Source organism: Shewanella sp. SM23, from assembly GCF_025654295.1.
Lineage (GTDB): Bacteria > Pseudomonadota > Gammaproteobacteria > Enterobacterales > Shewanellaceae > Shewanella > Shewanella oncorhynchi.
Window position 1 is genome coordinate 466452 of sequence record NZ_JAKKRM010000001.1, and the last position, 20800, is coordinate 487251.

Consider the following 20800-nt stretch of genomic DNA (forward strand, 5'->3'; position numbering starts at 1 on the left):
TAAATGAATTAACCTGCGAAGTTTTGGTTAACGAAGTCCCAGTTAACTAATTGCCAGAAGTGGGCAAGGTAGTCAGGACGCACGTTACGGTAATCGATGTAGTAAGCGTGTTCCCACACGTCAACTGTCATGATTGGCGTTACTGTGCTGTCAGTCAGTGGTGTCGCTGCATTGCTAGTGTTAACGATAGCAAGAGTGCCATCGGCTTTTTTCACTAACCATGTCCAAGCGCTACCGAAATTGTTTACTGCTGAATCAGTAAATTGCGCTTTGAATGCGTCGAATGAACCGAAAGCGGCATTGATTGCATCAGCAACTGGGCCTGTTGGTTCGCCGCCAGCATTAGGGGCTAAGCAGTTCCAGTAGAAAGTGTGGTTCCACACTTGAGCTGCGTTGTTAAATACGCCACCGGTAGAAGTCTTGATGATATCTTCTAAAGATTTGCCAGCGAAATCAGTTCCTTCGATTAAGCCGTTTAGCTTCACAACATAAGTGTTGTGGTGCTTGCCGTAGTGGTATTCTATGGTTTCTTGAGAAATGTGTGGTTCTAGTGCGTTCTTTGCATATGGTAATGCGGGTAATTCGAAAGCCATTAGTATCTCTCCATGGTCTTAGGTTATCGTTTCTTAAACGTGCTCACTTAGGACTATTGTACCGATAAAATTTGTGATGTGAATCATTGTTTAGCTAATTGACTAGATAGACGCCATCGAAAAATCAAATGTCGACATAACCTTACAAACTGTGGGATTTTGTTCTGCGTCTAGCTGACGTACAATAGTCGCATTGAGTCAATGTCATCCTACTTAGGAATCAAAATGGAAACAGTAGAGAAAATTAAGCAACAGATCACGGAAAACCCTATCATTGTTTATATGAAAGGTTCTCCAAAGTTGCCTAGCTGTGGCTTCTCGTCACAGGTCGCTCAGATCATGATTAACTGCGGCGAGCAGTTTGCATTCGTGGATATTCTTCAGCATCCAGACATTCGCGCAGAATTACCTAAGTTTGCTAACTGGCCGACTTTCCCACAATTGTGGATTGAAGGCGAGTTGATCGGTGGGTGTGATATCGTAGTGGACATGTTCCAAAAAGGCGAATTACAACCTTTGATCAAAGCGGCTGCCGCTAAGATCAAGACTGAAGAGTAAGAGTTAATTCTTACTTCATAAAAATATTGCTTCATAAAAAAGCCGCCGTGATTGATATCACGGCGGCTTTTTTATGGTGGTTTCTTAAGAAACGATCAATTTTATAAAGTGGTTATTTTTCAACGATATACTTCGAAATTGATCGTGTTTTCAAGCCGTAATTAATGAGGCGTCACATCAGACTCATGGTGTTTATTGTGTGGCTTAGTCGCGGGTAATAGTAAGTTCATGGTAATAGCGACAATACCGCACAAGCTAATACCAGTAAGACTGAATGAACCTATGCCAAATGCCATGCCGCCGATACCAAAGACTAAGGTAACACCGACAATACTTAAATTACGTGGCTCAGATAAATCCACATGATTACGAATAAGGGTGTTGAGGCCAACTGCGGCAATGGAACCAAATAGCAAACACATAATACCGCCCATCACTGGGACGGGAATAGTTTGCATCAGCGCACCTAGTTTGCCAACGAAGGCTAAAGTGATGGCGGTAATGGCAGTCCAAGTCATGATCTTAGGATCAAAATTTCGGGTTAAGGTTACTGCACCTGTCACTTCTGAGTAAGTCGTGTTCGGTGGACCACCAAAGGCTGCGGCTGCAATTGTGGCAATCCCGTCACCCGTTAGCGTGCGATGCAGGCCGGGTTTTTTCATAAAATCTTTACCCGTGACGTTGGATATCGCCAGAATATCACCTATGTGTTCTACCGCAGGGGCGATTGCCACTGGGATCATAAATGCAATGGCATACCAGTTTAATTCTGGCGCGACAAATTTAGGAATAGCAATCCAGCTTGCAGCGGTCACGACTGCAAAATCAACAATACCAAAGGCTAGGCTTAAACTGTAACCTACTATAATACCTGCTAAAATCGGCATCACTTTGAGTAGGCCCTTTGCGAAAATCGCCACCGCGATAGTGGTACCAAGTGATGCGAGCGAAATAAATAACGCCGTATTTGTAGCGACTAAAGTCAAGCTACCATCACCACTCTTGCCTAATGCCATATTCACTGCCACGGGGGCTAAGCCAAGGCCGATAATAATGATCACAGGTCCCACTACGACTGGGGGCAATAGTCTGTGAATAAAGTCAGTACCGCGCACTTTAACCAAGGCGCCGAGCATGACGTAGACCACGCCCGCGGCCATAATGCCGCCCATTGTGGATGGAATTCCCCAAGTCTGCACGCCATAAAGTATGGGGGCAATAAAGGCGAAGGAAGATGCGAGGAAGATAGGCACTTGGCGTTTAGTAATCAATTGGAAGAGTAGGGTACCGATACCTGCGGTAAACAATGCCACACTGGTGTCGAGCCCTGTAAGTAGCGGCATTAGTACTAGGGCACCGAAGGCCACAAATAGCATTTGCGCGCCCTGTAGGGGGATAGCGAGTCGTCTCATTTATTATTCTCGTTAATTTAGGGTAAACCGCCAAATGATAACAGTTTGTTGGATTTTGAGCAGGAGAAAATCGCCTGTTTTGCCGACGTTGATCACTGTTTGGGTTTTCTGTGCTATGGCAGGCACGGAAATGGGGCTAAATTTTGGCAAGACTCGCTTAAGGCGCTAACTATGGTACAATTTGCCTCATCTGACGCTACTTCAACTACTCAAAGATGCTGAAATTCCTATTGAAGCCGAGCTTAATTGCATTTCTATATTGTCTGTTCACGATTAATAGCGTCAATGCTGTTGAGGTGAGTAAATTAGATGAGGCCAATGTGCCTGTGTCTTCGCGCGCAGTTGCTGAACGCGACAAAGCCTTAAAAAGTGCACTTGAGCAAGTCATTATCAAGAACACTGGGACTGCGCGATCCCTCGATAACAGCCTAATCCAATCTCAGCTCAGTAATCCTGATACCTTGCTGAGCCAGTATGGTTATATCGAGCAAAATGGCCAATTGCTGTTGACCGCGAGTTTTGAGCACCGCCGCATAGTGGCGTTACTGCGTCAGGCACAATTGCCTGTTTGGGGAACTCAACGCCCGCTGACCTTATTTTGGGTCGCTATGCCTGGTGATGGCGACACTATGATATTGGGTGACTCATCTGCGTTAGCCGAACGTAAGATTTTTAGCGATTTTTCCTATGCCCGCGGTATACCTGTACTCCTGCCTATCTTAGATCTTGATGAGTTGATGGGTATAAATCCTAACGATATTAAAGGGATGTTTGCCGACATAGTAGCGAGTGTATCTGGCCGCTATCAAGCTGACTTTTTGGCGCTAGTGGCAATTGATGCCGCCGGGAATCAGGTTCGTTATCGTTTAAATCTTTATACTAAGGCTACCATTGACTCTTTGACGCCACCGTTATTCAGTTACAACGGTACTGCTGAAAATTCGGCCCAAGCGATTACCGCTATGATGGCGGCGTTAGGTGAATATTATTTTACTAAGTATGCGATTGCCGATACTGGTACTCAGCTTGGTGCGAGTGTTACCTTCGTTAATATCCAAAAAATGGCGCAATTAGTTGAAGTTGAAAAATATTTGAAGCAACTCAGCGCGATTAAAAATGCCACGTTAACGCATATTCAAGGTAATACTGTGACTTTCTCGTTAGATTTATTTGGCTCAGAGACGGATTTACAACGCTTATTAAGCTTAGAGCCGCGTATTTCTGTGGTCGCACCTGTGAGTGCAGGTGAATTTAGCCCTGTCTCTAATCAAACTGGCAAACCTGTGTATGAATGGCGTTTACATTAAGATGTTATCGGCCGTGCTTAGTTAAGCACGGCATTGTTTTTATTTAATATTGAGAAGACCGAGTGCCCTTAAACTCACCTCTGCAACTCTCGTTACCTGTGCATTTGCCAGACGACGAAACCTTTAATAGTTATTACCCCGCCGCGGGTAATGATGAACTTATTCAAAAATTGAGAGCGAATGCCGAAGGGCATGGTGAAGCCGCCATCTATTTGTGGGGCCCAGTTAAATCGGGTCGAACCCATTTAATGCACGCTGCTTGCGCGCACGCTAATGAAGTGGAGCGTCGCAGCTTTTATATTCCCTTAGGCATACATGCGAGTATTTCGACCGCATTGCTTGAAGGCCTAGAACAGTTGGATTTGGTTTGTATCGATGATGTCGATGCCATCGCCGGCCACCCCGTTTGGGAAGAGGCGATTTTTGATCTCTACAATCGCGTCGCAGAAAATAAGAATTGCGCCTTAGTGGTCAGCGGCAGCTCGTCTCCTGCGGATGCTGGGTTCCTCTTGCCAGATCTTGTTTCACGTATGCAATGGGGGTTGAATTACCAACTGCAACCCATGGCAGATGATGAAAAACTTGCCGCACTGCAACGCCGCGCCGCTATGCGTGGCCTGCAATTACCGGAAGATGTCGGGCGTTTTTTACTGAACCGTATGGCGCGGGATTTGCGTACCTTGTTTGATGTATTGGATAAGTTAGATAAAGCCTCATTAGTGCATCAGCGTAAGCTCACGATTCCGTTTGCTAAAGAGATGCTACACCTTTAGATACAGCATGGCTTGTGTTCGTTCTGAAGATACAAAACCTACTGGCATTAAAGCCAAAAAGAGTAAAGCCCGTCATGTTGAATACATACGGGCTTTTGTTTATCTAAAATTTAAAACGCTATTGTTGTGGATGTTGGTGACGGTCACCACTTAAGCGAAGTTCGGCTTCAAAACGAGACTCGGCATTAATTGCAGTTGCATTGCTTTGGCCTTTGAGCTGCGTATTCGCAGGCGATATTGCTAATGTTTGACGCCAGCTTTGACCTTGCACCATATTAATTGGCTCGGGTAGGCTTTCGACCAGACTGATCCCATTAAGCTCTGGCAGCATTTCATCAATCACCAACGCAGCGCGATTTTCTAGACTGTCTTGCGCAATTCGTCCCCTTTGTCCCCAGTCAATAATCAGCGAATCCGCAGTTAAAATCGCAGGTTTATTGGTGACGGCGACATCACGCAATATTTGATAGCGATAACTCATCATGGCTTCCTCAAATAACATGGCCGTGTCTTCACGGGTACTGGAATATGCATAGAAGTCGCTGGCGATATCGGTAGAAAAGAAAGTACTGACATCCGATGCTTGATAGGCCTTTTGCACATTACTCGCCGCTGCGCCGAGGAAACTAACATTGGCAAGTCCCATCATTTCAGTGCTCGTTAATGGGTAGGTTTTGCTGACTTGATCTGAAATTAGACTCTTGTTGGCATTGCGGCGGCTGTAGTCATCTAACAGTCTTGGCCCTGTGAGTGTGGCATGCACGCTGCGTGGAAAAAAGTCATTGGCATGGGCGAGTTCGTGATACAACAAGGAGGCCAGATCGGGGTTGATTTGCGCTAATGTGCGGTTTGCTCTGACGGTGATAGGCACGCCAAGGGAGGCATATTGGTTATCTTTTACATAACGCCAAGGCATCACAAAGTTAAGATCATTTCCAAAATTACTGCGGTAATCCGGCGCTTCATTAATAGTGTCGCGTTGGCTTGGCGTAAGCCATAAATCATTGGGATCGAGATAAATCGCCCCTGTGACTACCCAATAAAAAGAAGGGCGTACATCATAGCTAATCACCACGGCCGTGACGGATTGTAATAGGCGAGCAAAATCGCTGTTGGGGTCCATCTGGGCTAAGAAAGCGGCAAAGTTATCGCCCATCCAGTCGTGTGAAACCAGTACACGATTTAGAATGGTCTCACGATTTAGATCGCTTGAGGTTTGACCTATCAAAGGTAAGGTATTGATAGTGCAGCTATCATTAAGCTGATTGGAGTAAACACAGTTTGCTAGCACATTGGCGTAAGGTGAAGTCGGACGATAGGCATGGGTGCGCGCAACTGGGGTATCGAAGTATGGCGAACTGATCGCTGGCGCTGAGGTTGTTAGCACAAAGACATCATCGCTAAGCTGATTGCCATTGACGTTGGCATTCACTTTGAGGCGAGTGATTGTATCCTGAGTGACCGTTGGCGCGGTAAACAAGGGTCTAAACGGATCGCTCACATCGACCATTAAATCTGGGCCAGATGCTACACACCAAGAGATATTTGCTGCGCTTAATTCCGATTGTTGCCCGAGTCTTAAACTCACATTATTGCCTTCAACCACTTGGTGATCTTGACGGACGTTTAGCATACCCGTCGATGCGGGATCGACATTAATACCAATTTCTCCGGAGACATCTAGATTACTGCCCGTCACATGCAAGCTAAAACGGTAGCCGCCTGTGGTGGGAGTATCAAGGGCTAATACCGGGCTGTTTTGACTGACGAGTGCTATGTTAGGGCCATCGATTTGCTGCCAACGGAAGGTTAAGTCTTGGCTGTCACGATTTAGGATATTGGCAATGATAGTACTAGATTGACCCGCCACATAATTTTGCTCGGTTTGAAAGCGAATTGAGGATGACGTGGTGGTAATGAGTGGCGAAATGCTATCTGTGCAGCGTGCTAGTGAGGTGGAGGGGGGCGTGACTACACTATCATCTGGTTTACTATCACCACCACCCCCGCATGCCGCAAGTAGGCCAGAGCAAGCCATAAATCCGAAAAATTTCAGTGGTATCGACATTCCCATTACACCATTCTCCCTTGCTAACTCTGCTGTGCTATTTAGACTTTTGTGGCGTCATGGGACGCTTATACTGTGAGAAACTGACTATAGCACGGGTACTTAGTTGCAAAAAGTCAGTGTAAGTATAATAAGTGTTAATTTTGTCGTGATGGGAATTGACGTCGGAACAGAGGTTGAAACTAAGGTTGAAATGGATATTCAGACTGAGATCATAAGGGATATTTGAGCCAAGGTTTGGCCTTCTAATATAAAAAATGCCGCCATACCCAGCAAGGTTAAACGGCACTGAAAATACATTGAACTGACTATTCTTTAGATTTTTTCTTCAGGCCTAATCCCAGTTCACGACCACGTATGCGGGCATAAAATGGGAAAGCGATTAGCAGTACGCCAATCAATAATACTTCGATTAAGGCAAAAGCGAAGGCGTCATTGGTGACATAAAGCAGGGTGAGCCCATGTAACATATATAAGCACAGAATAAAACTTGCCCAAGCGTAAGTGTATGGATTACCTTGGAAAACACCCTTTGCGGGTAGTAATAACGGCACTATCCATAAGAGACTAAATAGCAGGGTGTATTCACCGCTAATCCCTTGGCCAACAAACCAACCGCCTAATAGCAGCACTAGCGCAAAGTAGCCTAAACGGCTAAGGATAAATAAGGTGTTGGACGTCATAAGTCTACCTAAGGGTTGAAAATAAAAGCCATTTTGGTTTAAAAATCATGGATTAAAGAATAGTGAGCACATTCTCAGGAGGACGGCCGATGGCTGCGCTTTGATTGGCGAGCACAATTGGCCGTTCGATGAGTTTAGGAGTGTTGACCATAGCCTCAATCAACTGCAATTCTGTTAGTGATGAGTCTGCAAGTCCCAAGGCTTGATATTCTGCTTCCTTGGTGCGCATTAATTCGCGAGCACTTATGCCTAGTTTAGCCAGAATGTCGCCGATGTCTTTAGCCGTAGGGGGATTTTTTAAGTATTCCACTAGGGTAATGTCGCAGCCTTGTTGCTCGAGTAAAGCTAAGGTTTCACGGCTTTTTGAACAACGTGGGTTATGGTAAATCGTCGCTTGGGTCATAGTACTAGAGGCTCAATACGGGCTGAAATAACAATGGCGCGGATAATAACAGAAAAAACCGCGCCCCGTCAGTGTGTTCGGGGCGCATAAATGGGTTATTGTCTTTAATCTATTTGTAAAACAACTTATTACTTAAGCGCATCCATTTCTTTATCAGCCATTTTAAACTGGCGAATACGTGCTTCAATACGTGCAAGCTGTAATGGATTATTTTCGGATGCACGGTAGGCAAAGTTAAGTTGATCGATTGCGCCCTTATAGTTAGCACCTAAGGCCATCAGCTCTGCGGTGGAAAAATATTCCAATGCTTGGTTGCCGGTTTTTTTATACACCATAGTCAACAATTGATAGGGCAGTTCATTTTGTTTATCGAGGAAAATCATATCCTCCAGCAAAGGAATTGCTTTGGGGGCTTGATCGGCTTCGATATATATATTGGCTAAGTTGGCATTGATCACTTGAGACGTTGGTTTCATTTTACGCTGGGCTTCGAGCATAGTAATCGCTTTTGCATAGTCCTTACGTTCGATCAGTAAATCAGATTTAGTGTCTATATAAAACAGGTTGTTATTATCGATTTTTAACAGTTCATCGACGATTTTTTCTGATTCATTAAACTTCTTCAATCTATATAAAGCCAGCGCTTTGCCATAAAGTGCTGCCTCTTTGAAGGTATAGGTCTGTTTGTTGAGCTGCCGATCAAACATGCTTAATACTGCTTCGTCGCTATAGCTGGAAAAACGGACTTGAATACGAGCTTTTGCTAGCTGAAAATTAAGATTATCAGGGATATAACGTTTAGGGTATTGCTCGGCACGGTTACGGGCTTCAGTGATCCGCGATTCAGGTAATGGGTGAGTTAATAACATTTGTGGTGGTGTTGTGGTAAAGCGATAACGACTGGCTAATTTACCAAAGAAATCCGCTGCAGCATTAGGATTAAAGCCTGCATCCACTAGAATTTGCATTCCGATGCGATCGGCTTCCTTTTCATGCAAACGGGTGTAGTTGATTTTCGATTGTGTCGCCATAGCTTGGGTTGTCGCAAGTGCCGCCATACCTGCTTGTGGTACTGCAATAGTTAACAAAATGGCGCCGAGTAAACCGGCAATTGTTGCAGGATTACTTTTTTGCTGTGCTTCAAGCGAACGCGCAAGGTGACGTTGAGTAACGTGAGTCACTTCGTGGCCTAATACTGAAGCCAGTTCGCTTTCATTGTCGGCATTGAGAAATAAGCCTGTGTGCACGGCAACATGGCCGCCAAAGAAGGCGAAGGCGTTGATTTCATCATTTTGTAATAGGAAAAAATAAAACGGCGTTTTTACGCCTGTGGCATGGGCGACCAGTTTATTGCCAAGCTCGGTAAGATATTGACTCAACACGGGGTCATTTAGCATAGGTGCCGATGAGCGAATGATGCGCATATAAGCATCACCGTAAACCATTTCTTTTTCAAGGCTGAAGGTGTTAACTGCGGCCGTACCTAAATCCGGTAAGTCATTGTTGGCAAAGCTTTTGGCGGCGAAGGTTAGCAGCATCAAGGAGAGTGCGCCTGCAACAAAAGGTTTGAATCGAGTCAAAAAAGTCAAGTTACGCAAGCGGATCCTTTTATTTCTAATTATCTCAACTAAAGGCAGATACTGCACTTAGCTTGTAGTTTGAGGTGCAACTTAGGATAATGGCCCAAGTTCGTCTATAGCAAGTTCATTATGATTTTTATTGATTTAACGCTCTTTCGTTGTCCAGTACCCTTAGTGAAAGTGAAGCTTGCATTGAAGCCAATGCGAGAGGGTGAGCAGTTGCATATCTTACTCTCAGACTCTGGTTCGCGGCGAGATGTTCCCCAATATTTAAAAAAACAAGGGCATGTCGTGCAAGAGTTGCGTAATGATGCAGGTCTGTTAGCCTTGATGGTCACCAAAGTTGATCTATCTCAGGGATAAATTGAGGATTTTTATGTTTAAATCCTCTTAGACTAGCATCAAGCGCCTAATTCTGAGCCAGAGTGCCGCTCAGGCTAAGTTGTTTACTCCTATCAGTTGATTTTTTGATTTAGCTGACGTGTAGAAGCGAAAGTCTAACTGAGTAAAGTCTCGAATAACATCATGATAAATAAACTTTCCTGAGCGTTTGGGAAGCATCGCCAACCATCACTATTGGAATGATCCATGTTTACTGTTTTTTCTCGTTGGTATCAAGAGCGCTTTAGTGATCCACAAGCTGTGACCTTAATGGCTATTCTTGTCGGGCTCGCGCTAGTGATTTATTTTGCGGCAGGTTTACTTGCTCCGCTGTTGGTCGCTCTTGTGTTGGCATTTCTATTGGAATGGCCTGTGGCGCAAATGCTTAAATTGGGGATTAATCGCACCGCTGGTGCGTCCTTGGTTATTGTGTTGTTTTTGGGAATCGTGGTTTTACTGATATTTGGCTTAATTCCGAGTGTGTGGCGTCAAGGTGTTAGCTTAATTGCCGACTTGCCTAGCATGATAGATAAAGGCCTGCTGACAATACAAACGCTGATCAATCAATATCCACGATTTATCAATCCAGAGCAGTTAGATCTGATGGTGGGTGAGCTTAAAAAACTGCTCGATACTCAACATGTGTTGGATATTGCTAAGCAATTAATCGGTTATTCAGCTTCTTTACTCGTCTTGATGGTGTACGCGATTTTAGTGCCCTTACTGGTGTTTTTCTTTTTAAAAGATAAAGACCAACTGATTAGCGGCAGTAAGCGATTTTTTCCCGTAAATCGCCAGTTAGCCCGTAAAGTGTGGTTTGAAATGCACCAACAGATTTTTAATTACATTCGTGGCAAAGTGATCGAAATCGTGGTTGTTGGTGTCGCAACTTATATTTTGTTTGCCTTGATGGGACTGCGATATTCGGCGTTGCTTGGTGTGTTAACGGGGTTATCGGTATTGATCCCTTATGTCGGTGCAACCTTAGTTACATTACCTATCGCCCTAGTGGCATTTTTTCAGTGGGGTTTTAGTTCTGAATTTGGCTATTTAATGTTGGGTTACGGTATTCTTCAGGCGCTCGACGGTAATTTACTCGTGCCTATTTTGTTCTCCGATGCGGTGGATTTACATCCGGTGATCATCATAGCGGCCGTTTTAGTCTTTGGCGGTTTATGGGGTGTATGGGGAGTATTCTTTGCCATTCCATTGGCATCGTTAGTCAAAGCCGTGATTAACGCTTGGCCTAAAACAGAGCTTGAGGCTGACAATAAACTTGATGCGAGTTGATGCCTACCTGTCTAACCGCCATTTGTATCATTGGTTACAGTAGACGAGTTAACCGTTATCGCTAATTCCTTCTGGCATTTGAATTAAGTGCCAGAGGCGTTTTGGTTGAATGTTGTGCCTTCACTATTTAAAGCATCCTCGTCTAGTACTCTGTACCCATTCACTTATTGTCATTCCTTTTTATTATCACTTTGTCTTAAGTATCATCATGAATCGAGCTTTTAGTTTTAGATTAAGGGGGATTTATTCTGTCGCTTGCCAGTTTAGGGATTTACATTATGTAGCCTCTAGGTTAGGTAGATGTAAAACTCTTATATAAGCATGTGGTTACATGATGCAGCGCACATTTTACCCTTGAGTATGTTGATAAAGTTGTATCGCTTAGTTTGGGTTTGCTTATTCGTTCATCCTTAGCTAAGTTATATCGAGTCGTGCTATTTATTTTGGTTGAGAGATGGAAGTCACCCTGACAAGAATTTCCACTGACAATCGCCATTGGAGGATACTATTGTGAGCAAAAAACTATTAAGTGCGCTTTTCGGGGCAAGTCTTGCAGCGTTAGCGCTGTCGCCAACCGCATTTGCTGCAGATCAAAAATTGTCTGATTTCCATGCTGAGTCAGGTGGATGCGAAAGCTGTCATAAAGATGGTACACCTTCTGCGGATGGTGCCTTTGAATTTGCACAGTGCCAAAGTTGTCATGGTACCTATGCTGAAATGGACGCTGTGCATAAGCCACATGACGGTAATTTAGTCTGTGCAGATTGTCATGCGGTACATGATATGAATGTCGGTCAAAAACCTACCTGTGAAAGTTGCCATGATGATGGTCGTACCCCAGCAACTGTTCTGAAAAAATAATCTCAAAAATACGTTTAGAAAAGTTGGTATATACCTTCATGTCTAAATAAATAACGCCAGCGAATAGCTGGCGTTATTTTTATCCGTTTACTAACCGATTACTCGTCTTTTGGTTGGCCTTGGATGATTTTTTTACCCGAAAACATGGCTGAAATAATCCCTGGTTGACGTTTTACTTCAGTATAAATCACCGCGAATACATGTAATAACATCAGCAGTAACAACACATAAACCGCATAGACGTGCACTTGACCTGCCAATCCTTTCATTGGTTTAAGTGCATCCGCTTTTTCTGCGTTCACACCCGTTGCATCATAGGGTTTTATGCTTGTAGGTTCGACATTGGTATCGGCAAGATAGCTTTGTACAGCACTACCTAGCGGCGGATAATAAATATCTGTGCCTGCACGCAAAAGTCCAGTGATCATTATGGTCACTAATAGCAACATGATGGCCAGCACGGCAAATTTACCTTTAGGGTTATGACCTAAATACTGCGGATTTTTCCCCGCGGCTAATTCAGTCTTATAAGCTATTAATTCGCTTTTGCTATTAGCATTGGGAAACATGTGGCTGAAACGCGCATATTTGTTACCGATAAAACCCCACACAAGGCGGACGATGAGGTTTATTGCGAACGCATATCCTATGCACACGTGTAAAGTTTTCAAGCCAATTTTACCTGTTAACTCAGATATGCCTAGCTCAGTGCGATACATCATGATGCCACCGACTAAGATGAGTGCGAGTACAAGAATGACATTAATCCAATGAAATAATCGCGTCGGTTTGTCCCACACAGGATAGGATTTTATTTCAAAAGCGGTGGGGTTACTGCTGGACATGGAATTTCCTTATTTTTTGTGTTGGTATGATCTTACGCTTTTATCCTAAAATTTCAGTAACTTTTTTCAGTTTCAATTAAGACTTCTGATTGATAGTGTAGTCAACGAAAGTGTTAGAAGTTTTTGATTTGCGTACGGTAAATATTTTTTACGTAAGTCTTTTTAATCTGTTTTATCTAATGCTAATATCGTGACCACGGTAGACTTGGAAGTCTATTGAACGGATGTTGAAGTCGTATTTGGAGGATCTTAGATCCTTAAAGTGAATAATCGTTAACCAGACAGGGAGTGAGCAGGATGTTCAAAATATTACATTGGATTGTAGTGTCACGATCGCAAGTATTGATGGAATTGCTCGCAGGACGTTGGCCGCAGGAGTTTCTCGTTAAGTTGACCCAAGTCAGCCCTGATGAGATGTGTGAGAAAATCAAAGATAATAATGCCTCCATGGTCGTGATCGATTTAGCGACTGTTGATCTTCAAAAAGCCCATCAATTTCAACGTTTACTTGCCCGTGAGCAACCGAGTGTGCGAGTTGTCTATTTACAGTTCCCTAAACAAGTGGATGCACGTTTCTTAATGCAAGCTGCCACAACTGCAGGGGTGTTTTATCTCGATGCAGGTTTAACTGAGATAAGCCTGGGACTCTCGAATATTTTACGAGGTCATAGGGTCATCCCAATTCAACTCATTAATGGGGTAAATGATGATTTTGGATTGTTCGAAGACACTGAACCGTTAACTATCCGTGAGCGTGAAGTATTACAAGCATTGTTGACGGGAAGTACTAATTTAGATATCGCCAATCAGTTGTTTGTCAGTGAAAGCACGATAAAAACCCATTTGTACCGAGTATTCCGTAAAATTGGAGTGTCTAGCCGTGGTCAAGCGATTGCGTGGGCACAAACCTATTTGCACGATGTGGTGGTTTAAGTCGATATCAGTATTGATATACAAACGGATCTACGTTTAAGTTAAGTCTTATCTCAGATAAAAGGGGCTAAAGCCCCTTTTATTATTTCTCAAAAGTTGTTCTTAAGCCGAAAGCCTATTAACGTCTAAGCCAAGCCGCTATTTTGCTTTTGTCACGAATGGATAGGGCGACAGTATCCTTAGGCGCGGCAGCAATAGTTAACTCACCTGTCATCAATTCATCCCGTCTAAACCAATGTAAATTCAACGATTCACCCAGCGGATACTGCTGTAGCTGCGCCTCAAATTGTCCTGAGACTTGTAGGTTATCCGCGGCAATTAACACATCACCTGCACTTAACCCTGCAAGGTGTGCAGGGCTGCCTTGGGTGACAGTCACGATTTTTAATCCAACAGGTGCTGCTTGGGTTTTCGCGCCGAATGCAATCTCATAACCTTTCGCTTGCCCGCCGCCCACATCTTGCGCACCTTGACTGGATCGAAGACTCCAGTTGACCCCAAATTCGGCGAGTAAAGCCGCTAACGGAATATCGTCCGTACTATCTAAGTAGGCAAACAGATCTTGGCAATCACGACCAAGGAGTCGTTCCACGATGGCTTGATGGCAAGTATCTGTGGTGCCTTTATCTTGCAGAGCATATTCCTGCCATAAAATCTGCATAACATGGTCGAGATTATATTTGCCCTGGGTTTCGCTGCGCAGGGTTAAATCTAAATACAGCGCAAACAGAGCCCCTTTAGTGTAATAACTGATGATGGCATTTTGTGCGTTTTCATCCTGCTTGTAGAACTTAGTCCAAGCATTAAAGCTTGAGTCCTTAACACTTTGTTTAAAGCGTCCCTGGCTGCGATAGACACGGGTGAAGGTTTCACTCAGCATATCTAAATAGCTTTGTTCATCTACCAGACCTGCACGATAGGTAAGAAAGTCATCGTAATAGGAGGTGATGCCTTCATAGGCCCATAATTGTGGCGTATAGGTTTCTGCATCAAGTTTATAGGGTAAAAAGCATTCAGGCTTAATGCGCTTAACGTTCCAGCTGTGGAAATACTCGTGGCTGCACAGGGATAAATAAGTGCGATAGTCATTATTGATTGGCGCATCGAGCGACAGTGGTAAGTCTTTGCGTGAACACATTAATGCAGTAGAAGCTCTGTGCTCTAAACCGCCAAAGCCATTGTCTAATACTGTGGTCATAAACAAATAACGCTTAAACGGTGCAGGCGTACCAAAGAAGTTAATCTGATACTCACAAATGGTCTTTAAATCTTGGCAGAGCCTTGGCATGCAAGCACGGTGGCGACCATTGAGTACGATATCATGCCGCACGCCACAGGCATCAAAACTCCCTAAGGTGAATAAGCCCATTTCCACCGGATGATCGATGAGCTCGTCATAGCTTTTAGCTGAAAATTGGCCGAAGGCAAAATCGTCACCATTGGTGCGAGTCATGCTGGTAGCAAGGCGCCAGTCACTTAATGTTGGCTCTGTTGGTGGCTCTATAGAGACGGTGTGTAAAGAGTCTTCGAAACCATGGGCGGATAAAAACACGCTACTGCCATTAAAGAAGCCGTGGGTCGTGTCCAAATGCGCGGTGCGCACCGACAGATCCCAAGCATACACTTGATAAGTCAGAATAATTTCGCTGCTATTATTGTCAACCGACCAAGTTTGCTTATCTAGTTGGGTGAGCTTAAGCGTTTGGCCTTGTGCATCTTGTGCCTTGAGTTCAATGATATTTTTGGCAAAGTCGCGCACCATATAACTGCCTGGCAGCCAAGCGGGTAGGCTAAAGACCTGCACTGGCTTGGGTTGTGATAATGTCATAGTGACAGCGAATAAATGGGCTTTCGGATCGACGGGGATTATCTGGTAATGGATCATATTTATCCTGCAAAACCTGAGTGTTTTAATGGTGGCCATGCTGCCAAAAATGCCTGCAACTGGCAAATGAAAAGCAAAATATCTGCAGACACAAAGTATTGAATTGCTAGTATACTATGCCAACTAACCCAAGGAGGACGCCCCATGGCCGAAGAAACGATTTTCAGCAAAATTATTCGTCGCGAAATTCCCGCGGATATTCTGTATCAAGATGAACTTGTGACTGCCTTTAGAGACATTTCCCCTAAGGCGCCAACTCATATTTTGATTGTGCCGAATCACTTGATCCCAACGGCTAACGACATGAAAGCCTCTGATGAGCCCGTGCTTGGCCGTATGATGACAGTTGCGGCGAAATTGGCGGCGGAAGCGGGTATCGCTAAAGATGGCTACCGACTGATCATGAACTGCAATCAACATGGTGGACAAGAAGTCTATCACATTCATTTCCACCTTGTGGGCGGGGAGCCTCTGGGGCCCATGTTGAGCCAAGGAAAATGAAGGTCAATTCGGATTTTTTCCCGCTGACCCAAATGGCGCAGCGGTTTGTGGATCAACTCGCTCAGTGTCGCCGTCTCGGTTTAACCGTATTGGAGGCGAGTGAGCACCATGTGTTGATTGAGTTGCCCTACAGCACTGAATTAATTGGGTATCCCGATACGGGCGTTATCCATGGTGGGGTGATCACTACTTTAATGGATACCGCGTGTGGTAGTGCAGTCGTGAGCGCTATTTTCCATAAATTCAAATTATTAGAAATATCACCTACGCTCGATTTACGGGTGGACTACATGAAGCCCGCTCAGCCCCATAAGCCAGTGTTTGGATTTGCGGAATGCTACAAGTTGTCTTCTAATATTGCCTTTACCCGTGCAATTGCTTACCAAGACAGTATCGACGATCCCATCGCCCATGCCGTCGGCTCTTTTATGCGGATAAGCCCTGAAATGGTCGGTGATGCCTTTAGGCAAGCGTTAATGGGTGAAGCCGTGCCTGCGATAGGAGAGAGTGATGAGCGCAAATAATTCGATACTAGATGCAGCCAGTACAACTCAAAACGCACAGGTTAAAGCGCCTATTGATGTGCAAGGGATAGTTAAACGCGCCACTGAACTTAATGATTTTGGCCATTTACTTGAGCACGTTCCCTATGCCAAATTTATTGGCATGAAGGTGGAGCGTTTTGGTGATGAACTGATTTTTAAATTGCCCGCTAAAGACGACAATATCGGTAATCCTGTGTTGCCCGCTATTCATGGTGGCGTGATTGCGGGCTTTATGGAAATGTCAGCGATAGTGCAGTTAATGGTATTTATGCAAACAGCAAAGGTGCCTAAAGTCGTTGATTTTTCAATCGACTATTTACGTGCAGGTCTGCACAAGGATAGTTTTGCTGAGTGTCGTATTACCCGTCAGGGTCGACGAGTCGCTAACGTGAATATTGATTGTTGGCAAACCAATCGTAAGCAGCTTATTGCTACGGCACGGGCACATTTTTTGATTGATTAATCTGATTAAGTTTAGATTGATGAAGCATGACTGATTCACTATTTTAGATTGAGAATGCTTTATTTAGCCTATGTTATTAAGCATGAGTTCAGCACTGTTCGATTAGTTTGTCGTTTAATGGGAAATGATGCGCTAGCTGCGTATTTTGTGGCGTGACTAGGAGAAATATATGAAACAAGTTTATACAGGGTTATTACTGGCCGCAGCGCTTACCTTAGGTGCTTGTGCCTCACATACCGCAGGGATTTCAGTGAGTTCACTGGGTGAAACCCGCGTCGATAATTCCAGCTTTGCTCGAGATATTGCGGTACAGAGTGTGGATGCACGCCGAGTCGGTGATTTAGTGCAGGGTACAGCGTTGATTGTTAGTAAATCCTCGTCCGATATGCGTGTGCAATATAAATTCACTTGGTACGATGCCAGCGGCTTTACTATCGAAGATGAAGCGACCAGCTGGAAATCGGTGAAATTACACGGTAAACAGCAATTGCAAGTCGGCGCTGTTGCACCTAATGCCCAAGTGGTTAAATTTGATGTATACGTGCGTGAAACCTTTTCAAACTAAGCTTGAGTTTGCTTCTGTTTAGTTTATTCCGTGTTTAATTGATTTTTTGATATTAAACCCGTTCTAAAATGGCTTACTTCTTTTAAGGAGTAAGCCTTTTTATTCGTTTTACATCAACTTTCAATGACCTTAAGGTCACTCAAATGTTATTAGCTTTCGTCTTTTTGACATTGAAAGTTGCGATAAATTACCCATTTTTAAGCAAAAAGGTTTACGGCAAGGTGAAATCCGGACTTTAGTCCTAAATACATTCAGTGATTGAGCACTACTATCAGCATATTACCACATGAGGATAGAAAGATGACTGCTCATATTAATGCTCAACCTACTGATTTTGCTGAAACTGTTATTATGCCGGGTGATCCACTCCGTGCTAAATATATCGCTGAAACCTATCTTACCGATGCCGTAGAAGTCACGAATGTTCGCAATATGCTTGGTTACACGGGCTTTTACCAAGGACAGCGCATTTCCGTTATGGGTCATGGTATGGGTATTTCATCTATGGTGCTCTATGGCCATGAGCTGATTAATTATTTTGGCGTGAAACGCATTATTCGTATTGGCAGTTTAGGTGCAACACAAAAACATGTACAAATGCGAGATGTCATTTTAGCCCAAGCCGCAGGCACGGATTCACCTACTAACGCTAAGCGTAGTAGTGGCTACCAAATGGCAACTTCTGCGACCTTTTCTTTATTGCATAAAGCCTATACAACAGCGAATGAGAAAGGCATTAGTGTAAAAGTTGGCAATATCTTTAGTGGTGATCTTTATTACGATCCCGATGAAGATATGATCCCCGCACTTGAACGTTTTGGGGTATTAGGTATTGATATGGAAGTGGCGGGGCTTTATGGATTGTCACACCAACAAGGTATCGAATCATTAGCCATTTTAACGGTATCGGATCATTGTTTAACCGGTGAAGAAACTACGGCCGAAGAACGCCAACTCTCTTTTAATAATATGATCGAGCTCGCGTTAGAAACCGCCCTCAATTAGGTTTAAAGCCATCCTTTGAACCCTTAGCATTTCACTTATGGAATGACATAATGAATAATAAAATTACTTTAACAGCCATCAGTTTTCTCGCCAATTTTATTATGGCGGGCTTTGCGACCCAATTTGGGATGTTGATTGAACCCATAGCTGAGAAATTTGCCGCTAATGTTAACGAAGTTGCATCAATTTTTTCATTGCTTAATGGCGGTGCACTCGCGGGAACGATTGCAGCATTTTTCTTTATTGAAAAAATGGGTATCAAAAGAATGACCTTGATAAGTTACAGTCTGGTTGCTCTTTCTGCTCTGGCTTTACATCTAACCAGTTCTCTACAAGCTGTGATGGTAGCAATGACCTTAATTGGTTTTTGTGGCGGTATCGGTCTATGTATTGCTGGTACGATTGTGGTGTCTGTGTGGCAAGAGAAATTACAAAGCACAATGTTAGTGGTGCAAGATGCAACGTTTAATATTGCAGGCGTTATTTTTCCATTAATAACGACTTATGCATTAACAAGTTCATTATCATGGAGTTATAGCTATTTAGCCGTAGGTTTAGTGGCGTTCGGTACAGTCATTATTACCTTGTTCACTCATTTCTCTATTTGTGAGCAATCTTCTACAACACAAGAGAAACAACAGTCTGAATGGAATCTCGGCATTATTAGTGGAGGTATTGGTTTATTTTTAGGAATGCTGGCTTTATATACTTTTTTAACTTGGGCACCTTTATTTGTAAAACAAAAATTTGATATTCCGTTTGAAGATGCAGGTAATATTATTACCCAGTATTGGTCCGCTGCGCTAATTGGTGCGTTAATTTCGACTGTGATTGTGACTCGTGTAAAAATTCACCATTTCTTAGTCGGTATTATTGCTTTAGCTATGGTGATCACCGCTGCCATTGTCAGTACCAATAATCTTAATTGGATAGCTTATTTAACCTATGGCTATGGTTTTGTGTGTGCCGCGCTTTATAATGCATTTATTGCTTATGGCGTGTCTTTTGTAAAAAAAGCTAGCAGCAAAAATGTGTCATATATTCTTATTAGCGGAAGTGCAGGGGCGATGTTTAGCCCAGCCATCAGTTCTTTCTTTGAACGTATTATCGGATTACAAACAGTGATGTATGTGATACCTCTGCTTTACGCAGCGATATTTATGCTATTGATCGTTTCAAGTCGGATGAAATCGGCTATGGAACAACACTCGCCATCGGTAAGTTAATTTACCTGTGCATCCATCCCACACTCGGTTGTTAAATTAAGTCGAGTGTGGGTTATGTTGAAAGCGGTTATATACCTGCTTCAACAAATTTCTTGAGTGCGTTGAGATCACAAATCCGAATGCCATCTTTTTTCCGCTCAATTAAGCCTCGTTCCTCAAGATTTTGTAGTGCCCGACGGTAGACTCGGTCGGTAGTACCAAATCGTTCAGCCTCTAAATAGCGTTTACTAAAGCCATCTACGGGCAAGTCATTTAAGTATTCATGGTAAATATCAAATGCCACGTTATAACTGATGGGATAGAGCAGTCGCCGAGTAAAAATATCCACTGTGTCTTGGTAGTCAATCGCAATTGCACTAGCGAAAAATAGCGCGAGTTGAGGGTGTTGACCGAGGCAATGTTGCAGTTTTTCAGCGCTAATCAACATGATTTCTAAGGGTTCACTGGCAATAATGTCTAGTTGACAGTGGTACTGGGTGAAGAACTCCATTTCGCCAAACAGCTGTGAATCACAATCAATAGTACCTAATTGAAAACACCGACCATTTCTCGCGGTATGGCCGAGTGATACGCGACCTTGCTTCACCAATACAAGTGATGCCATCGCTTCCCCCTGCGTCATGAGGTGAGCGCCTTTTTTGAGCATTTTTATTTCGCTGATGCAGCTAAGTACAACCGCTTCAATAAGTGGATAGTCTTGCTCCCATCGCTGGCTATAACGTCCTTTCGATAAAGGTTTTAGCTGCATCGACTATGATCCTCTTACTGTGTTCGAAATTGCGACCTTCTATAGCATTATCATGATAGGCGGTCAAATGGACGAAAGGATTTAGGCGGCTACTAAAGACATTTTCATCATACGAACTGAAGGGCAGTGGTTTTCGCGACATTTAATTGAATCGCAGAGATAAGAGTGCCCACTT

The 20800-nt window shown here is 43.7% G+C and carries 22 protein-coding genes; 13 read left to right on the top strand and 9 right to left on the bottom strand.

The window, feature by feature from the left end:
• Window positions 1–8: 8 nt before the first annotated feature.
• On the bottom strand, window positions 9–593 hold the full coding sequence (gene sodB, locus L5L98_RS02025; RefSeq protein WP_028760317.1) for a superoxide dismutase [Fe]: 585 nt from the start codon (window positions 591–593) through the stop codon (window positions 9–11).
• 225 nt (window positions 594–818) lie between these two features.
• Here sodB and grxD point away from each other — a divergent pair, with 225 nt between their 5' ends.
• Entirely contained in the window at window positions 819–1151 is a 333-nt protein-coding gene (grxD, locus tag L5L98_RS02030) for a Grx4 family monothiol glutaredoxin (RefSeq protein ID WP_011846572.1), read from the top strand.
• Between the two features lie 161 nt (window positions 1152–1312).
• Here the strand turns inward: grxD and L5L98_RS02035 are convergent, their stop codons facing one another.
• Window positions 1313–2563: a uracil-xanthine permease family protein gene (locus tag L5L98_RS02035; protein ID WP_028760316.1), complete on the bottom strand. Its 1251-nt coding sequence runs from the start codon at window positions 2561–2563 to the stop codon at window positions 1313–1315.
• A 215-nt stretch (window positions 2564–2778) separates the two neighbouring features.
• Here L5L98_RS02035 and L5L98_RS02040 point away from each other — a divergent pair, with 215 nt between their 5' ends.
• Both L5L98_RS02040 and hda read left to right on the top strand, forming a co-directional pair.
• On the top strand, window positions 2779–3870 hold the full coding sequence (locus L5L98_RS02040; RefSeq protein ID WP_105252829.1) for a DUF2066 domain-containing protein: 1092 nt from the start codon (window positions 2779–2781) through the stop codon (window positions 3868–3870).
• Window positions 3871–3932: 62 nt separating this feature from the next.
• Complete coding sequence (gene hda / locus L5L98_RS02045) at window positions 3933–4643, top strand: DnaA inactivator Hda (RefSeq protein ID WP_168823935.1); 711 nt, start codon at window positions 3933–3935, stop codon at window positions 4641–4643.
• Window positions 4644–4761: 118 nt separating this feature from the next.
• Here the strand turns inward: hda and L5L98_RS02050 are convergent, their stop codons facing one another.
• From L5L98_RS02050 to L5L98_RS02065, 4 genes are all read right to left on the bottom strand, one after another.
• A complete protein-coding gene (locus L5L98_RS02050; RefSeq protein ID WP_263138244.1) occupies window positions 4762–6717 on the bottom strand; it encodes a hypothetical protein in 1956 nt (651 codons plus the stop codon).
• Window positions 6718–7019: 302 nt separating this feature from the next.
• Window positions 7020–7394 (bottom strand): DUF2069 domain-containing protein, encoded by a 375-nt coding sequence (locus L5L98_RS02055; protein WP_028760312.1) that lies wholly within the window; start codon window positions 7392–7394, stop codon window positions 7020–7022.
• Between the two features lie 52 nt (window positions 7395–7446).
• Window positions 7447–7797 carry an arsenate reductase (glutaredoxin) gene (arsC, locus tag L5L98_RS02060; RefSeq protein WP_105252827.1) on the bottom strand — a complete coding sequence of 117 codons (351 nt, stop codon included), beginning with the start codon at window positions 7795–7797 and terminating at the stop codon, window positions 7447–7449.
• A 128-nt stretch (window positions 7798–7925) separates the two neighbouring features.
• Window positions 7926–9395: a M48 family metalloprotease gene (locus tag L5L98_RS02065; protein ID WP_173496555.1), complete on the bottom strand. Its 1470-nt coding sequence runs from the start codon at window positions 9393–9395 to the stop codon at window positions 7926–7928.
• A 111-nt stretch (window positions 9396–9506) separates the two neighbouring features.
• On the opposite strand from L5L98_RS02065, the gene L5L98_RS02070 reads away from it, so the two are divergent.
• The 3 genes from L5L98_RS02070 (at window position 9507) to cctA (ending at window position 11909) form a co-directional block, all read left to right on the top strand.
• Window positions 9507–9740, top strand: a complete 234-nt coding sequence (locus L5L98_RS02070) for a sulfurtransferase TusA family protein (RefSeq protein ID WP_131523892.1) — start codon at window positions 9507–9509, stop codon at window positions 9738–9740.
• 225 nt (window positions 9741–9965) lie between these two features.
• A complete protein-coding gene (locus L5L98_RS02075) occupies window positions 9966–11048 on the top strand; it encodes an AI-2E family transporter (protein WP_263138245.1) in 1083 nt (360 codons plus the stop codon).
• Window positions 11049–11558: 510 nt separating this feature from the next.
• On the top strand, window positions 11559–11909 hold the full coding sequence (gene cctA / locus L5L98_RS02080) for a tetraheme c-type cytochrome CctA (RefSeq protein ID WP_105252823.1): 351 nt from the start codon (window positions 11559–11561) through the stop codon (window positions 11907–11909).
• Window positions 11910–12007: 98 nt separating this feature from the next.
• On the opposite strand, the gene L5L98_RS02085 is transcribed toward cctA, so the two are convergent.
• The gene (locus tag L5L98_RS02085) at window positions 12008–12754 is read right to left on the bottom strand and encodes a cytochrome b/b6 domain-containing protein (RefSeq protein WP_263138246.1); all 747 of its coding nucleotides are present in this window, start codon (window positions 12752–12754) and stop codon (window positions 12008–12010) included.
• A 297-nt stretch (window positions 12755–13051) separates the two neighbouring features.
• On the opposite strand from L5L98_RS02085, the gene L5L98_RS02090 reads away from it, so the two are divergent.
• Window positions 13052–13687, top strand: coding sequence for a LuxR C-terminal-related transcriptional regulator (locus L5L98_RS02090; RefSeq protein WP_028760305.1), 636 nt, complete (start codon window positions 13052–13054; stop codon window positions 13685–13687).
• A 118-nt stretch (window positions 13688–13805) separates the two neighbouring features.
• On the opposite strand, the gene L5L98_RS02095 is transcribed toward L5L98_RS02090, so the two are convergent.
• Window positions 13806–15572: a M61 family metallopeptidase gene (locus L5L98_RS02095; protein ID WP_263138247.1), complete on the bottom strand. Its 1767-nt coding sequence runs from the start codon at window positions 15570–15572 to the stop codon at window positions 13806–13808.
• 144 nt (window positions 15573–15716) lie between these two features.
• On the opposite strand from L5L98_RS02095, the gene hinT reads away from it, so the two are divergent.
• From hinT to tsgA, 6 genes are all read left to right on the top strand, one after another.
• Complete coding sequence (gene hinT, locus L5L98_RS02100) at window positions 15717–16073, top strand: purine nucleoside phosphoramidase (RefSeq protein WP_006081303.1); 357 nt, start codon at window positions 15717–15719, stop codon at window positions 16071–16073.
• Window positions 16070–16597, top strand: a complete 528-nt coding sequence (locus tag L5L98_RS02105; protein WP_028760303.1) for a PaaI family thioesterase — start codon at window positions 16070–16072, stop codon at window positions 16595–16597. Before hinT ends, L5L98_RS02105 begins: the two co-directional genes overlap by 4 nt.
• Entirely contained in the window at window positions 16584–17081 is a 498-nt protein-coding gene (locus L5L98_RS02110; RefSeq protein ID WP_168823948.1) for a PaaI family thioesterase, read from the top strand. Before L5L98_RS02105 ends, L5L98_RS02110 begins: the two co-directional genes overlap by 14 nt.
• Window positions 17082–17250: 169 nt before the next feature.
• Window positions 17251–17646 (top strand): YcfL family protein, encoded by a 396-nt coding sequence (locus L5L98_RS02115; protein WP_263138248.1) that lies wholly within the window; start codon window positions 17251–17253, stop codon window positions 17644–17646.
• A 300-nt stretch (window positions 17647–17946) separates the two neighbouring features.
• The gene (gene deoD, locus L5L98_RS02120) at window positions 17947–18651 is read left to right on the top strand and encodes a purine-nucleoside phosphorylase (RefSeq protein ID WP_012196924.1); all 705 of its coding nucleotides are present in this window, start codon (window positions 17947–17949) and stop codon (window positions 18649–18651) included.
• Window positions 18652–18701: 50 nt separating this feature from the next.
• Window positions 18702–19877, top strand: coding sequence for an MFS transporter TsgA (gene tsgA / locus L5L98_RS02125; RefSeq protein ID WP_263138249.1), 1176 nt, complete (start codon window positions 18702–18704; stop codon window positions 19875–19877).
• Between the two features lie 67 nt (window positions 19878–19944).
• Here tsgA and L5L98_RS02130 read toward each other — a convergent pair whose 3' ends face one another.
• Entirely contained in the window at window positions 19945–20625 is a 681-nt protein-coding gene (locus tag L5L98_RS02130; RefSeq protein ID WP_012196926.1) for a Crp/Fnr family transcriptional regulator, read from the bottom strand.
• Window positions 20626–20800: the final 175 nt, after the last annotated feature.